Origin of the sequence: Vibrio sp. TMPB1044 (assembly GCF_030442075.1) — a bacterium.
Classification (GTDB): Bacteria; Pseudomonadota; Gammaproteobacteria; order Enterobacterales; family Vibrionaceae; genus Vibrio; species Vibrio satsumensis.
Genome location: NZ_JAUJED010000019.1, coordinates 149,157 through 163,945, shown reverse-complemented (window position 1 = coordinate 163,945; position 14,789 = coordinate 149,157). Strand labels below are relative to the sequence as shown.

The 14,789-nt window shown below is 42.9% G+C and carries 15 protein-coding genes; 8 read left to right on the top strand and 7 right to left on the bottom strand.

Going from position 1 to position 14,789, the window contains the following annotated elements:
- Window positions 1–38: 38 nt before the first annotated feature.
- From QQ041_RS12670 to QQ041_RS12660, 3 genes are read right to left on the bottom strand one after another with little or no spacing between them, the layout of a single operon-like run.
- Window positions 39–749 (bottom strand): molecular chaperone, encoded by a 711-nt coding sequence (locus QQ041_RS12670; protein ID WP_146491234.1) that lies wholly within the window; start codon window positions 747–749, stop codon window positions 39–41.
- Window positions 746–1,183 (bottom strand): DUF4402 domain-containing protein, encoded by a 438-nt coding sequence (locus QQ041_RS12665; RefSeq protein WP_285954093.1) that lies wholly within the window; start codon window positions 1,181–1,183, stop codon window positions 746–748. Before QQ041_RS12665 ends, QQ041_RS12670 begins: the two co-directional genes overlap by 4 nt.
- Before the next feature lie 52 nt (window positions 1,184–1,235).
- Window positions 1,236–1,670 (bottom strand): DUF4402 domain-containing protein, encoded by a 435-nt coding sequence (locus QQ041_RS12660; protein WP_146491236.1) that lies wholly within the window; start codon window positions 1,668–1,670, stop codon window positions 1,236–1,238.
- A 956-nt stretch (window positions 1,671–2,626) separates the two neighbouring features.
- On the opposite strand from QQ041_RS12660, the gene sbcB reads away from it, so the two are divergent.
- The 5 genes from sbcB to purT all read left to right on the top strand — a co-directional run bounded on the left by sbcB (window position 2,627) and on the right by purT (window position 7,709).
- Entirely contained in the window at window positions 2,627–4,051 is a 1,425-nt protein-coding gene (sbcB, locus tag QQ041_RS12655) for an exodeoxyribonuclease I (RefSeq protein ID WP_146491237.1), read from the top strand.
- Between the two features lie 25 nt (window positions 4,052–4,076).
- On the top strand, window positions 4,077–4,448 hold the full coding sequence (locus QQ041_RS12650; RefSeq protein WP_004734867.1) for a CidA/LrgA family protein: 372 nt from the start codon (window positions 4,077–4,079) through the stop codon (window positions 4,446–4,448).
- Between the two features lie 2 nt (window positions 4,449–4,450).
- Window positions 4,451–5,128, top strand: coding sequence for an LrgB family protein (locus QQ041_RS12645; protein ID WP_004734865.1), 678 nt, complete (start codon window positions 4,451–4,453; stop codon window positions 5,126–5,128).
- Window positions 5,129–5,478: 350 nt separating this feature from the next.
- Window positions 5,479–6,366 (top strand): cytidine deaminase, encoded by an 888-nt coding sequence (cdd, locus tag QQ041_RS12640; protein WP_285954092.1) that lies wholly within the window; start codon window positions 5,479–5,481, stop codon window positions 6,364–6,366.
- A 167-nt stretch (window positions 6,367–6,533) separates the two neighbouring features.
- Complete coding sequence (purT, locus tag QQ041_RS12635; RefSeq protein WP_146491238.1) at window positions 6,534–7,709, top strand: formate-dependent phosphoribosylglycinamide formyltransferase; 1,176 nt, start codon at window positions 6,534–6,536, stop codon at window positions 7,707–7,709.
- 114 nt (window positions 7,710–7,823) lie between these two features.
- On the opposite strand, the gene QQ041_RS12630 is transcribed toward purT, so the two are convergent.
- Entirely contained in the window at window positions 7,824–8,477 is a 654-nt protein-coding gene (locus QQ041_RS12630; RefSeq protein ID WP_285954091.1) for a thiopurine S-methyltransferase, read from the bottom strand.
- 323 nt (window positions 8,478–8,800) lie between these two features.
- On the opposite strand from QQ041_RS12630, the gene QQ041_RS12625 reads away from it, so the two are divergent.
- A complete protein-coding gene (locus QQ041_RS12625; RefSeq protein ID WP_285954090.1) occupies window positions 8,801–9,577 on the top strand; it encodes a RelA/SpoT domain-containing protein in 777 nt (258 codons plus the stop codon).
- 264 nt (window positions 9,578–9,841) lie between these two features.
- Here QQ041_RS12625 and ihfA read toward each other — a convergent pair whose 3' ends face one another.
- Window positions 9,842–10,138, bottom strand: a complete 297-nt coding sequence (gene ihfA, locus QQ041_RS12620; protein WP_004734853.1) for an integration host factor subunit alpha — start codon at window positions 10,136–10,138, stop codon at window positions 9,842–9,844.
- A 447-nt stretch (window positions 10,139–10,585) separates the two neighbouring features.
- On the bottom strand, window positions 10,586–11,317 hold the full coding sequence (locus QQ041_RS12615; protein ID WP_146491241.1) for an SDR family NAD(P)-dependent oxidoreductase: 732 nt from the start codon (window positions 11,315–11,317) through the stop codon (window positions 10,586–10,588).
- 128 nt (window positions 11,318–11,445) lie between these two features.
- Between QQ041_RS12615 and QQ041_RS12610 the strand changes: the two genes are divergently transcribed.
- Window positions 11,446–12,210 carry a helix-turn-helix domain-containing protein gene (locus tag QQ041_RS12610; protein ID WP_285954089.1) on the top strand — a complete coding sequence of 255 codons (765 nt, stop codon included), beginning with the start codon at window positions 11,446–11,448 and terminating at the stop codon, window positions 12,208–12,210.
- Window positions 12,211–12,252: 42 nt separating this feature from the next.
- Here the strand turns inward: QQ041_RS12610 and QQ041_RS12605 are convergent, their stop codons facing one another.
- Window positions 12,253–13,146 carry an EamA family transporter gene (locus QQ041_RS12605; RefSeq protein ID WP_239717910.1) on the bottom strand — a complete coding sequence of 298 codons (894 nt, stop codon included), beginning with the start codon at window positions 13,144–13,146 and terminating at the stop codon, window positions 12,253–12,255.
- Window positions 13,147–13,249: 103 nt separating this feature from the next.
- On the opposite strand from QQ041_RS12605, the gene QQ041_RS12600 reads away from it, so the two are divergent.
- Window positions 13,250–14,632, top strand: coding sequence for a PLP-dependent aminotransferase family protein (locus QQ041_RS12600; protein WP_285954088.1), 1,383 nt, complete (start codon window positions 13,250–13,252; stop codon window positions 14,630–14,632).
- Window positions 14,633–14,789 lie beyond the last annotated feature (157 nt).

Here is a 14,789-nt window from a genome sequence, read left to right as displayed (position 1 = left end):
CACTGGCTTTTACAGAGTCTGCGACAATGAAACGAGCACTACAGAACACATTCGTACAGAGGCTGTTCGTTCTGAACCAGTGAGATCTTCGACCCTTTTGGGAAAGGCTTAGTTAATTCAGCATTACGAAGTAGCACCACTTTTTCGCTATGCTCGTCGACATTCAATTTCGCAGTAAACTGAAAGTTACCATCGTTGCGAATCTTGATGCTTTGGCTGTCACACGCAAACTTAACATCTTGTACCTGCTCACCTTTCTGAACATAAACAGGTACATAACTGTTGATGTGAAAGTTCAATTGAAAGGCTGAACCATCACTGTTGGTTTTGCTTGAAGACAACGCAATGTCTGATAACTCTATGGCTTTTGCTATTGGGGAAAACCACAAGTAAGCACGATATTCACCATCAGCCATGTCAGCAGGCAGAGCATTCATACGTAAGCGAACCGTGCGTCTTTGATTGGGTTTAAGTTCTCGAATTATTGGTGGTGACACTTTAATCCAACTCGCGATATCTTCCGATTCAGCAATATTAGCGTCAGTTCGAACCAAGCCACTCGCCTTTACAGGGCGATAAATCGGTTTTATCTCCAAGCGGATCGGTTGATCTGAGTTATTTTCGACGACGATTTTTTCAGTCACCGAAGTGTCGGCATCCAAGACAAAACGAGTCGGAGCGATAAGTAGCTGAGCATAGGCTTGTGTTGTGAAGATTAAGCCGAGAACACATGAGATAAACAACTTCATTTATAATTAACCTCAAAAGGGATTGTACCGGTGTAAAGTCCTGCGGGGTGGTTAGCACCGATTTTCACTTTGGCGCCAATACACAATAATTTGCTTCTTCCATTCCCTTTGATTTTGGCTCGACCTCGCTTGGATAAACCGCAACCAAAATAAAACTTTCTAATACGCAGGCGCTTGGATTTACGAGAATGGTTTAGGTATTGCTTAGAAGGGAGGGAAACCACGATTTTTTTACCCGGCTCACCTTCAACATAAAAACGCACCACATAAACCTGACTATTGGCTGGGTTTGAATCCGCATTCTGACCCGATCCAGAGATATACATGCCTGCAAATTTGACTTCCATATTCTCAGGAATAATTTCTAGCGCATGAAAAGGGCTAGAATAAAAAATCAGACCGATATAAATCGCGTATTTGAATAGAAGACTCATAGTAAAGACGGCTGCTTTGCAACAGCCGTAATATTATACTGGTTTCATTTATTTATTGGTAAGTAACATCTACTGCAACGTTAGCAGTATATGTACCAGCAACTAATGTCGCACTTGAAGTACGTGCAGTACCACCAATATTAAGATCCGCAGTACCACCCGTAAGGGTAATAGCATTATTAAAGTCAAATTCAGCTGCAATCGTATTTACACCATTCACCAAGTTAGTATCAGAAATACTTACTGTTACTGCATCACCAGCCTCCCCAGAAAGAGTAAATGCCGCAGCTCCTGCATCACCTTGAGCGATAACAACATCTGTTGTGTTGTCTGAAGTGATGATACCGAAGTCCAAATCACTCGTTTTTGTCATTGTAATTGCTTGTTTTACTTCTAGTGTTGCATCAAAAGTGTCACTCACAGCGAAAACATTCGCTGAAGAGATAGAAAGTGCAGAGACAGCAACAACCTTAAAGACTTTATTCATTTCTTTAATCCTTTATATAAAATCGGTTTTATTATTAGGGTTACCTAACAGTCAACCAGAGTTAACAATTAAGTAGCAATAATCCTATTTAGAAAATATATATATTGACACTTATTTATAAAGAAATGGGACGCAGTGAGAATAAGATCACGCAAATAGATAGAAATAACACTAATAAAAATAATGGTATTGGAGCATTTCATCCAACAATATATAAAACTTGTTTTACATCCTAATCAGTTAATTAATCTATTTATTTAATCAAGCACACCTAATTTTTTAGAATATATTAAAAAATACAATACGAGATAAATTTGAAGTCAGACTAAAAAACGACATATATAGATCAGCATGTTGCAATAAAGTCTCAAATTTGAAACAAACTGGAGAAACCTTAACCTTGTAATAAAATTGAAATAATAACTGGCCAGGGGTTAATTATTTAACCTCACTATTGATAGTGTATTAAAAATAAGACATATCAAATCATTATTTATTACGGTGATTAAGACTATTAAATAACGTCCAAAAAGAAGAATAATTTGATATTAATGACTGATTCTGTGATTTGCTCTAATGACCTATTCAGTTTCATTTCTCACGAGCGTTGAATGCAGAAAAGCGCGTGACATTGAAAGCTTGATGTAAGGTAAATAAAAGCGGTAACACACTCATTGCTAGACTCAGAGCGCTTTGGCTGTCCAGAGCTTACTCGCCCCTCCAAATTGTGTCCGCTTCGAGCACTTTAACCGCAGCACTTTGTTGGTTCATCTTGCCAAGAAATAATCAATCTGAGGCTCCATTCCCCCGATAGCGGTCTGATTGAATAGGAATGCAGCACTTTCCTGCAATTTATTTGTGATCTGGGTTGCACGCGTACCGCATACTATCAGATACTGAACAAAACTAACCTTCAGCCACAGTAAACGTTCTGCGCTTGCTGTTCAGGAATTTCAATGAGTTCAGATAATCAGCCGACCTACTTCTTTTTCGATTACGAAACGTGGGGCGTTAGCCCAGCAAAAGACCGTCCGAGTCAGTTTGCGGGTGTTCGTACCGACCAAGATTTCAATGTTATTGGAGAGCCTCTGGTTATCTATTGCCAACCTCCTGCTGATTACCTCCCTGCACCTGAAGCAGCACTGATCACCCGTATCACACCACAGAAGGCTGCCTCACAAGGTCTTCCTGAGCCAGAGTTTATCGCTAAGATCCATGCTGAGTTAGCCAAACCAAACACCACAAGCCTTGGCTACAACAGTATTCGATTCGATGACGAAGTAACGCGTTACACCTGTTACCGAAACTTCATTGACCCATATGCGTGGAGCTGGCAGAACGGCAACTCACGTTGGGATCTGTTAGATGTAATGCGCGCTGTTCACGCACTGCGTCCTGAAGGCATTGTTTGGCCAGAGAACGAAGAAGGTTATCCAAGCTTCAAACTGGAACACCTATCTGTGGCAAACGGCATTGAACATGAGAACGCGCACGATGCAATGGCCGATGTTATTGCGACCATCGAGTTAGCGAAGAAGCTGAAAGCAGCACAACCTAAGATGTTCGATTACCTCTACAACATGCGTCATAAGCGTAAGCTGAATGACCTGGTTGATATCGTAAACATGACACCATTGATGCACGTTTCAGGCATGTTTGGTCGAGACTGCAACTACACAAGTTGGGTTGTGCCTATGGCGTGGCACCCAACCAATCAGAATGCCGTTATCGTGGTTGATTTAGCCAAAGATCCAAGCCCGTTATTAGAACTGGATGCTGATGAACTCAGAGACAGGCTCTACACCAAACGCAGTGAACTGGGTGAAGACGAGCTACCCGTACCAATCAAATTGGTTCAACTGAACAAGTGCCCTATTCTTGCGCCAGCCAAAACACTGACGGCTGAAAATGCCGAAACCATCGGTATCGATCGCCAACAATGCTTAAAGAACCTAGCACTGCTTCGTGAACACCCAGAGATCCGCGAAAAACTGATCGGCCTCTACTCGCAAGAGCGTGAGTACGAGAAGAGTGATGATGTTGATACACACCTTTACGACGGTTTCTTTTCACCTGCTGATAAAACAGCAATGAACATCATTCGCGAAACTGACCCAAATAACTTAGCAGCTTTGGATATCACCTTCAGTGACGAACGTATTAAACCGCTACTGTTCCGTTACCGTGCTCGAAATTTCCCATGGACGCTCGACGAAGCTGAACAATTGAAATGGGCGAACCATTGTCGTGAATTTTATGAGAGCCGTTTAGAAGAGTACATGCTCAACCTTGAAAACCTCGCGCACGAACATGAAAGCGACGAGAAGAAAATGGCTATCTTGAAAGCGGTTTATCAATACGTAGAAAAGTTAGCTAGCTAATTCCATTATCAAGAGACGTAACACTTTGAAAGAAAGATTGATCCAACTGGTTTACTGCTTAATCTCCTTCACCTTAATCATAGGTGCTCTTACAGCAGGTAATGCGTTACAGCACTTTTTGGATACCTCAATCCCAGGCAGTATTTTTGGCATGTTGATTCTGTTTGCCGCCATGGTGATTGGTATTGTTCCTTCGCACTGGGTACAGCCCGGTGCAAGCTTGATTATCCGCCTAATGATCTTACTATTTGTTCCGATCAGTGTCGGGTTGATGGATCACTTCGACATGCTCATCGCGAACGCATTGCCAATTATGGCGAGCGCCGTTGGTGGCACATTACTGGTGTTGGTGTCCTTATCATGGTTCTTAGACCGCTTGCTTTCGAGAGGTAATTGATCATGTGGATTCTACTCACCATCGTGGTATTCCTGTTTGCTCGCTGGGTAAGCCAAAAAGTAAACTCGCCGCTGTGTAACCCGCTGCTTATCAGCATTGGTATAATCATTCCGATTCTCACGTTCTTCAAAGTACCGTTTGAGACTTACTATGCTGACAACACCTGGATTACCTACATGCTTCAGCCTGCGGTTGTTGCACTTGCCTACCCGCTTTATGAACAGCTACCTCAAATCAGAGCCAACTGGCGCATCATTACCTTTGCTTGCACGCTAGGCAGTGTAATGTCGATGACAACAACGGCATTAATCGCAGTGGCTTTTAAAGCGGACTTAACTTTGATCGCGAGTTTGTTAGGCAAATCAGTCACCACGCCAATTGCGATGGAAGTATCAAGCCATTTAGGTGGTGAAGCAGCGATTGCGGCAATACTGGTATTGATTGTTGGTCTGTTTGGGGCAATTTTTGCTTATCCAATCTACAATCTCATTGGTATTAAGAGCCCTATCGCCCGTGGTTTAACCATGGGTACTGTGTCTCACGCTTTAGGCACTGCAACCTGTGCTGAAAAGAATCAGGAAGATGCAGCATTCAGTTCTTTGGCTCTTGTACTTTGTGGCGTCATTACCTCAATCATCGCACCGAGTATATTTTCGCTTGTAGTTTGGTTTTATTCTTAACCACCGTGAGTGCAGTTTAAACGCTGATTGTTCATTGGTTACCTGATAGATATAGCTAGTGGTTTAAAGCGTGACAAATATCCAATTAGCCCAAGCAGAACTCTGATTATTTCAGTGTTGGCTTGGGCTTTTTTTCGCATTTAGTCAGCAATAGCAGACAAATCGCGCTCTGTTTAGCGCCAATAAGTGGGATATCAATGGTAGTTTTTGCTCTTGCAATCGATTTCATCTGTGACCTCACTCTAATTATGCAAACCAATGTAACAACAACAGCACAGTAGTGATCGATATCACAGAAAATTCCTGAGCATTGCATAGAATTAAAGCCTAAGGTCAATTAAGGATTCAACATGAACAGTCGTATTACCCTGGCGCTGGAAAGTGCTCCAACAGCAATCAAAGCACTTTTGAGTGACATCGTATTAGCAGACAACTTTGACGCGACATTGTCTCCAGAACAATTTGCTAGCTTACTGCAAGCAAGTGATTTAGCGGATGACGAGCTACGTATTGCACTACTTCCTTTTGCCGCAGCGTATTCTTACGCTCCGTTATCTGACTTTTATGTTGGTGCAATCGTGCGCGGTTTGTCCGGTACTCTGTATTTTGGTGCAAACCTTGAAATCGCTGGTGCTCAACTTGGCCAAACAGTACACGCAGAGCAATCTGCAATCAGCCACGCTTGGATGAAAGGCGAACAAGGTATCTCAGATATCACGATCAACTTCAGTCCTTGTGGTCACTGTCGTCAATTCATGAACGAACTGACAACAGCAAAAGAACTTAAAGTTCAGCTTCCACAACGTGATGAAATGTCTCTGCAAGAGTACCTGCCAGACTCATTCGGCCCTGCTGATTTAGGTGTGACAACTGGCCTAATGACGAAGCTTGATCATAAATACACGACCGAAGAAACAACGCCTATTGTTGTGGAAGCGCTAGCGGCACTAAACCGCAGCCATGCTCCTTACACCAAAAACCTAAGTGGTGTTTCACTACAACTGACGTCAGGTGAGATCTTCACGGGTGCTTATGCAGAAAATGCCGCGTTTAACCCGAGCCTACCCCCTCTGCAAGTGGCGTTGATTCAACTTAAACTGGCTGGCTTCGATTTTGAACAAATTGAAAGTGCTGCTTTGGTTGAAATCGCAGAAGGTAGCATCAGCCACCTTGCGGATACGCAATCTACATTAGAAGCGATTAATCCAGACATTCCAGTGACTTACTTAGCAATCTAAGCACATCTAATTAACAAAAATTTAAATAAGCAGCCCCATTTAACGGGGCTACTTTTTTTATCCCTGCAATTAACGAAACAGCTCGCGCAAACGTTTGCTTTTATCGTTAAAATAAGTATGATCTCCCCGTTTTCAATCAATCGTTCAAAAGATCGGAAGGAATTTCTATGTTTGGTACTGCTACTCGTGAAAATGCTACTCGTGTACTTCTATTAGGTTCAGGTGAACTCGGCAAAGAAGTTGCTATCGAATGCCAACGTTTAGGTTTGGAAGTTATTGCTTGTGACCGTTATGCAGACGCACCAGCGATGCAAGTTGCGCATCGTAGCCATGTATTAGACATGTTAGACGGCGATGCACTTCAAGCCATCATTGAACTAGAAAAGCCAGATTATGTGGTTCCTGAAATTGAAGCTATTGCCACCAGCAAATTGGTAGAGCTAGAAGCGCAAGGCTTGAATGTCGTTCCAACAGCTAACGCAACTAAGCTAACGATGAACCGAGAAGGTATCCGTCGCCTAGCCGCAGAAGAGCTAAAACTGAGCACTTCTCCTTACCGCTTTGCAGACACCTTTGAAGACTTCGCTGCCGCGGTTGAATTTGTCGGCATGCCTTGTGTTGTTAAACCAGTAATGAGTTCTTCAGGCAAAGGCCAGAGCGTTATCAAAACCGAAGAAGACATCCAAAAGTCGTGGGACTATGCACAAGAAGGCGGTCGCACTGGCGCTGGGCGTGTAATCGTTGAAGGCTTCATCGACTTTGATTACGAGATCACTCTTCTCACTGTTCGTGCAGTCGACGGTGTTCATTTCTGTGCACCTATCGGCCACCGCCAAGAAGACGGAGACTACCGCGAATCATGGCAGCCTCAGGTTATGTCAGACAACGCGCTTAAAGCCGCACAATACACGGCTGAACAAGTGGTTAATGCTCTAGGTGGTCATGGTATCTTTGGTGTTGAGTTGTTTGTTAAAGGCGACCATGTGATCTTCAACGAAGTATCCCCTCGCCCACACGATACTGGTTTAGTGACATTGATGTCTCAAGACTCATCGGAATTCGCACTGCACGTACGTGCCTTTACTGGTATGCCGATCAAATCAATCACGCAATACGGCCCTTGTGCATCAGCGGTTATTCTAGGCCAAGGCACTTCAACTAACATTCGTTTTGAAGGTCTTACAGAGGCGCTAGACGCACCACAAACGCAAATTCGCTTGTTTGGTAAGCCTGATATCGATGGTCGCCGCCGCCTAGGTGTGGCGCTTACTCGTCGCAACAGTACAGAGACTGCGATTGAAGATGCTATTGAAAGTGCATCTAAAGTAAAAGTGATTTACTAACCAGCAATTCAATTCTAAACAATCACGAGTTCAAATCTGAACAATAAAAAAGACGGGCTATCAGGCTCGTCTTTTTGTTGGTGTTATCCGTTGGCTTAACTAAGCAAACTGAACTTATGTATCTGACTCAATCAAATACACTTCTTCACTGAATCGAGATAAGCCTTTCTTAACAATCTTCGGATGTTCATCGTCCGCAATATCTTGATTCAACAATGTGATTTTGTACCCAGAGAACAACTGATCGATCTCTAGTTTAGGTACGCTAAACGGAGGCCCTGCCATCTCACTTTGGTCATAATCCAGAGTGACCAGAAGGATCTTTCCACCCGGTTTCAGCAGTTGTTTTAAACGCTCTACGTACTGCACTCGCATCTCTTCAGGCAGTGCGACCAAAGACGCGCGATCATAAATGGTATCAACAGGCTGGATAGGTGCAGTGAAGTAATCGCCTGTATAGATGTTCAGTTCATCAAATTGATACAGCTCGTGCTGACCGCTAATTTGAGTCACAGTCGGCGTGTAAAGGTGCTCTGCAAAAAATGCGCGAACCGCAATCTGGCTTAACTCGACACCTTGAACATCTTCATGCTTTGAAGCTAGCCAAATCAGATCTTCACTTTTGCCACAAAGTGGAACAAACACACTCTTCTCGTAGCTAGTCTCAGTCTTTTCCCAAAATTTAATCAGAAGTGGGTTTACATCTTCGAGGTGGAAACCAATTTGGTTGGCTGCCCATTTATTGTGCCAAAATTCAGGATTATTCATCTTTCGTTCATGTTAAACAGTCATAATGCAAGGGTACAGTATAGAGAGGTAAGAGCAACCTTAGCTTGGTTTAAAGTACCAAATTGGTTTCGGCAGAATCAGAAACTGGCTAAGTTCAAAGTTCTTAAAATTGCGGAACCAACGCTTGAATTATTTGTCTATATGTTCACATTTTAAAGCAATATTAAACGTTAGAGTTGGTTTCTGCCTTAGCTAGCCCCATTTAATATGTAGTGAGTTTAGTTAAGCTGTTTTTACTCTTGTGCGTTACTGGTTACCCCTTTTGACTACCCGTTTTTGTAACCTTGTATTTTGGAGTTTGAATGAGTGTATTTCTCCGTACGACGGCCCTAATGCTTCTAGTATTGAGCCGAGCGCCTGCATTCGCAGCAGCACCTGTTTCAACGAGTTCAACTGATCAATCGCGCACTCCAGCGCAAAACCAAGTTTCATCAAACGTATTCCGCCATAGCCTAAGCGGTCTATATGGCATTAAAGCATTCGACTCACGTCCGACTCAGCCTTATACCGATTTCGACATCCTTTACAGCAAAGCTCACCAAGCACAAGCTGAGCTAGAAACTATCTGTAAAAGTACTGCCCTACTAACCAATTCAGAAGCCCTGTTCGCAGGTGTTAAATCTCAAGCTCGTGCAGAAGAGAAAATTGACCTTGAGCTTGACGGCGACGTAACAAGAATTACCGACCTAGCCCGTGCAACTATCATCGCGAACGATGTCGAGAGCTTGGTTGAAGTTTACGAAGCGCTAAGCCGTGAAGCAGACGTTGTTAAGCTGAAAAACAAGTTTAAATCGCCAGCTGACTCTGGTTACCGTGACCTTAACTTGTTGGTTCGCTTGCCTAAAACCAACATCATTGCAGAGGTTCAACTTCACTTAAAAGCGATTGCTGATGTGAAAAGTGGCCCTGAGCACGAACTATATGAAATCATCCAAGGCATTGAGCGCCACGCAATTGCAGAAAAACGCCCAATCAACGACATCGAAGCAGCGCAAATCAATAGCCTAAGACGTCAATCTTTAGAGCTTTACCAACAAGCGTGGCAGCCGTATATCACGACTCATATTAAAGCCGCGTAAACCGTTTAGAACACCACAGAATATCAACTCAAAGGGCTGCCATTAATTTGCAGCCCTTTCTTTTTGGCTAGATTACATTCTGAAGATCAGTTAGGCAGCGTGGCTAGCCGAAAAGCTCAAAGTGAATCTATCGGCTCATAGCTCTAGAAAGCTAGACGAGATAGAGATAGGGATAGAGATAAGAATAAAGGGAATAGTTTTAACGCAGTTTAAAATTAGACGTCACATACAAAAAGACCACGCTAGGCGTGGTCTATTGCTTGGCTACTTCTCGATTTTAATATTCTCGACACGGGCCTTTAGTTTTTGTCCCGGTCTAAAAGTAACAACACGTCGAGCAGAAATTGGAATGTCTTCACCAGTTTTCGGGTTACGACCAGGTCGCTCGTTTTTCTCGCGAAGATCAAAATTACCAAAACCAGACAGTTTTACCTGTTCGCCATTTTCGAGTGCCTTACGAACTTCTTCGAAAAACACTTCAACCGTTTCCTTGGCATCCCGCTTGCTGTATCCGAGTGTCTCAAACAGGTTCTCAGCCAAATCGGCCTTCGTGAGTGCCATAAAACTTTCCTCAAAGCTATGTTATACATTGCTACCATCGCCAGTAGCGCCAAAGCATTTACCCTATCCAATCAATAAGATAAGGCCGTTTACAAGGAAAGTGTATGCCAAGCTTCTGATTTTCGCCAACTTTTTTATCTCAACTATTTAATTATTCTTTCAAATCAGAAAGATAACGCGCTTGTAAATTTACATATATAGCTAAAAAACATCTATTCCCAAGCCACCAATCAGAGTTAAACTCCAAAATAAGACAATAAATAAGAATTAAAAACTTTAACGATATAAATAATAAATTTTGAGACTTTTCTCCGATACTCAATAAAATCAGCTACTTGATTTGATATCGAACTCAACAGAGGTTACTAAATGATCAGTATTAAATATGAGATTTGTATCATTTCAGAATTTAATTCGAATCGGCGTGAATAGTTTATACCGACATAGCTAATATTGCACATGAGGCGTTGATGCACCATCAACATACCAGTTAGCTCCCGAGACAAAACTCGCAGCAGGACTAGAAATAAAGGTCACCACGTTGGCTACTTCTTCAGGGGTAGCTAAGCGACCCATTGGATTTCTATCGATAACTTTCTGGAAAGTGTCCGGATCTTCACGCTTACACCGCCCCCATAAACCATCAGCAATATATGTGTCTCCAGGCGAAACAGTATTGACTCTCACCTTAGGAATGTAAGTCAAGGACAAGGATTTCATATAATGGGCTAGCGCGGCCTTCCCTGCTCCATAAGCATTGGCGTTACAAACTGTATATCCACTCGCTTTCGACCCAATATAGGTGATTGCTGCGCAACGCGACTCAAGCAATTTAGGTAAAACTAACGCAATGCCCTGTTGCGTGGCTGCAATGTCTTTTTGCAGAACATCTTCCCATTCATCAGAGAGTGCACTTACATTGGGTACAAAAATATCGATATTCGGAATTGACTCGATCCAAGCTTTCATTTGTGCCAAATCATGGACATCGACCACTTTTCCGACAACTTGCTTTGACGCTTTTCCAAGTTGTTTAAGCAGCTTATCTATCCGATGTTGAGAACGGCCACAGAACCAAACATTCGCCCCTTCGTTAGCAAAGCCTTCAACTATTTTCGCCCCAATTCCACTAGAACCGCCAGTGACAACAACATTTATATTCTCTAACCCTAAATTCATCTTAACCTCTCAAATAGCACCTACTACCGAAATAAAGTATCAAAAATGATCGCTTATATTTCAAAGAAAATTATAAAAGTGACATTTTGTGCTACCTTAAGTGTATAAAATAGTGACGGTATAGAGTAATGGATCCACTTGACGATGAAATTTGCACAACAATCAAACGCCATTTAAAAAAGGCGGGTATCTCTTATAAAGAAGTTTCAGAATTCACAGAAGTTTCCGAAATAAGCATTAAACGATTGCTGAACGGCCATCAATCGCTCTCTATTTTGAAGTTACAGAAGATATGTAAATTAATTCAGCTTCCTTTATCAGCCATTATCACAGAAGCAGAAGAAGCATTAGCTTCAGCTTCGGTGTCATTATTTACGGATGAGCAAGACACAGCCTTCTGTAAAGAGCCACCGTTGTTTACGATTTTCCACGAGATTGTCAATGAAGGAGCAAACGCCCAGCAGTTAATGGCCAGTTTTGACTTAAACGAGCCATCACTGTATATCTACCTAAGGAAACTTGAACAGTTAAAACTAATAACAATGTTATTAGGCTTAAAATTCCATGTCATTGTACCTGCCAATATAGCTTTCTCTGAACAAGCGCGATTTAGCGTCATGTTCAAAAACCAAGTCATAGATGCTCTAAAACAGGCCGTGCAATATATCGATGTAAGCAACAAACAAGCTTACTTTATTACGACCAAACTTAGGCTGACCGAAGGCGAATTTAAAGAATATAACACCAAGCTTGAGGAGTTAATGTTCGAAACCCTAAAGATCAGTCAGTCGCATAGCCGAATGACTGAAGGAGTCAACGACTATGCCGTTGTCGACATGGGCGCCAAAGGTATCTTCCACCCAAAACTCAAAGTACCAGTAAACTTAGTTTAGGTATGCCTTAACAGTGCCCATTGTTCTAACAACATTGTGCAATTACTGTTTTACGAGTTTAGTTGCCTTATCGGTTAGAGCCGCACTCGCAGGTTTCACAATCAAACCAATCCCGACAAGAAACAGTATTGATGCAACAACCTGAGCCACAGACAGCACCTCGTCATACATAAAGTAACCACTGATCAATGCAAAGATTGGCACGAGCAAGGTTAACGGTGCGGTAGTGCTTAAAGGGTATTGGATTAGTAATTTGTTCCAAACCCAATAACCAAACAGCGTAGTTGGGTAAGCCTGAAAAAGCACTGCAATCGTCGTGTTCGAATCCCATTGTTCTATGCCCTGCCAGATAATTTGGTCACCGTGTAACATGACGGCAAACAACACTAATGGAACTGGCGCAAACAACATTCCCCACACGTTAAACGCAAAAGCTTGAGTGGTTTTTGAAGCTTTAACAATTACACCCATCAGCGTCCAGCTACATGCCGCAATCATAATCAATATCACGCCGTTAAAGGTGACATTACCTGTTGCCGCTGATACCAATACTGCTAAGGCACACATGGCTAACATCGCTCCCATTAATTTGCGCATAGAAGCACTCTCCTTGAACACCCATACGCCAACTGCCATGCCGATTAATACGTTGGTTGACAGTAATACCGATGAAAGCCCAGAAGATAACCCAGCAGTGATCGACCATGAAGCCATACCCCAAATACCCACACCGAACACAAAGCCGTAACTGACTAAGTAACGCCAAGCGACATTCGGTCTTGCCACAAAAAATATCACCGGAATAACCGCTAACGAGAAACGCGCGGCGGTTGCCAACAACGGATGAACGTTGGTCACACCCATTTTTATCATCGAGAAATTGAATCCCCAAATTGCCATCACAAATACCGCTAACAACAAATCATTTCTTTTCATACTCACCCCTCCTTTGTTTTAAAAGAGTATCCCTTGAACAATAAAACCAGTACAGATACAATTTTTACAATAAAAACCAGTACAGTTAATAACGGTCGTGATAATGAGCATCTACAGAAAGCTAGCCAATCAGTTTATCGATGAAATAGAAACAGGTAAAAGACCGGAAGGCGGACGCATGCCTTCACTTCGTCAATTGGCTAAGCAGCAGGCCATCAGCATGTCGACCGTGGTGAGCTGTTACCAAGAATTAGAATCGCAGGGTTGGATACACTCGCGACCGCAAGCTGGGTATTTTGTCTCGCCTCACAAGCCTATTCATTCAACGCCTGAGTGGGCACAGTTTGAGAGTAAGGTTTCCAGAGTTAAAGAAACGTCATCGGCTCACAACTCAATCAATGGGCCTTTAGGGGTTTCGAGCACCACCAATGATGAACAATCGATTGTTGAGCTAGAACGCAGTTTCCGCCGTTCAACCAAACGGATGGGAAGCAGACTCAACCATTACCCAGATACACAAGGTGAGCCGATGTTGCGACAAGCATTATCCACTCACTTTGCCAAGCTCGATGTGCACTTTTCACCTGAAGAGATGGTGATCACGGCTGGTTGTATGTCGGCGATTAAGGCTGCACTTGAATCGTGCACTAAACAAGGCGACACCATCGCTATTAGCTCACCTTGTTTCAACGGTATTCTGGAATTGCTCGGAAAGATGTCACGCCAGATCATCGAGATCCCATCTCTCAATGACGGTGTCGACTTACAACAACTGGAAACTCATTTGAAGAACAAACGAGTGGACGCCGCGATCTTCTGTACCTCTCATATGAACCCTCAAGGGATCAATATGTCAGCTAATCAAAAACAAAAACTTGCCGAGTTAGCTAATGATTACCAAGTGCCGATCATTGAGGATGATGTGTATCTAGAGCTCTCTTACTCATCACACACACCACTGCCAGCGAAATACTATGACAAAGGCGGCTATGTACTGTGGTGCGGTTCGGTATCGAAAAGCCTATCACCGAGCTACCGTTTAGGTTGGTGCTTACCGGGAAGGTATATTAATGAATACAAAGCGCAGTTTTCTGCCGCGAGCTATGGCGTTGCCTTACCGACTCAACTCGCGGTTGCTGACTTTATCGAATCTGGCCAATACGCAAAACACGTTCGAAGAAGACGCTCTCAAATCCTTTCGTTGCGCCAGCAATACCTTAATTATTTAGCCCAACACCTCCCTCAAGACGTGAAGATAAGTAACCCACAAGGTGGCATGGTACTTTGGCTGCAAATCCCAAATTTGAACCAACCACTTTTCGCTCAAGCAGTTTCCGACCAGAACATTGATATTAGGCTTGGACATCTATTCAGCACTCTCGATCTCTACAGCAACTGCTTACGCATCAATATTGGGTATTCGTTAGACGGTGAAGCTAAGCAACAATTAGATGCTTTAATTGAGCTTATCCACATTCACAGCTAACAGGCCGTAACTTTTCAGAATAGACTTTTCATAGCCATTCGAACGCCGAATTTTAATAGCCTTTTGTCATAAAAAATAAGGCTATTATTCCTATCTTGATTCGGTTAAAGCCCCTGAACCGTAAGGAAATCCACTTACCTCAAAACCCTTAAATGCT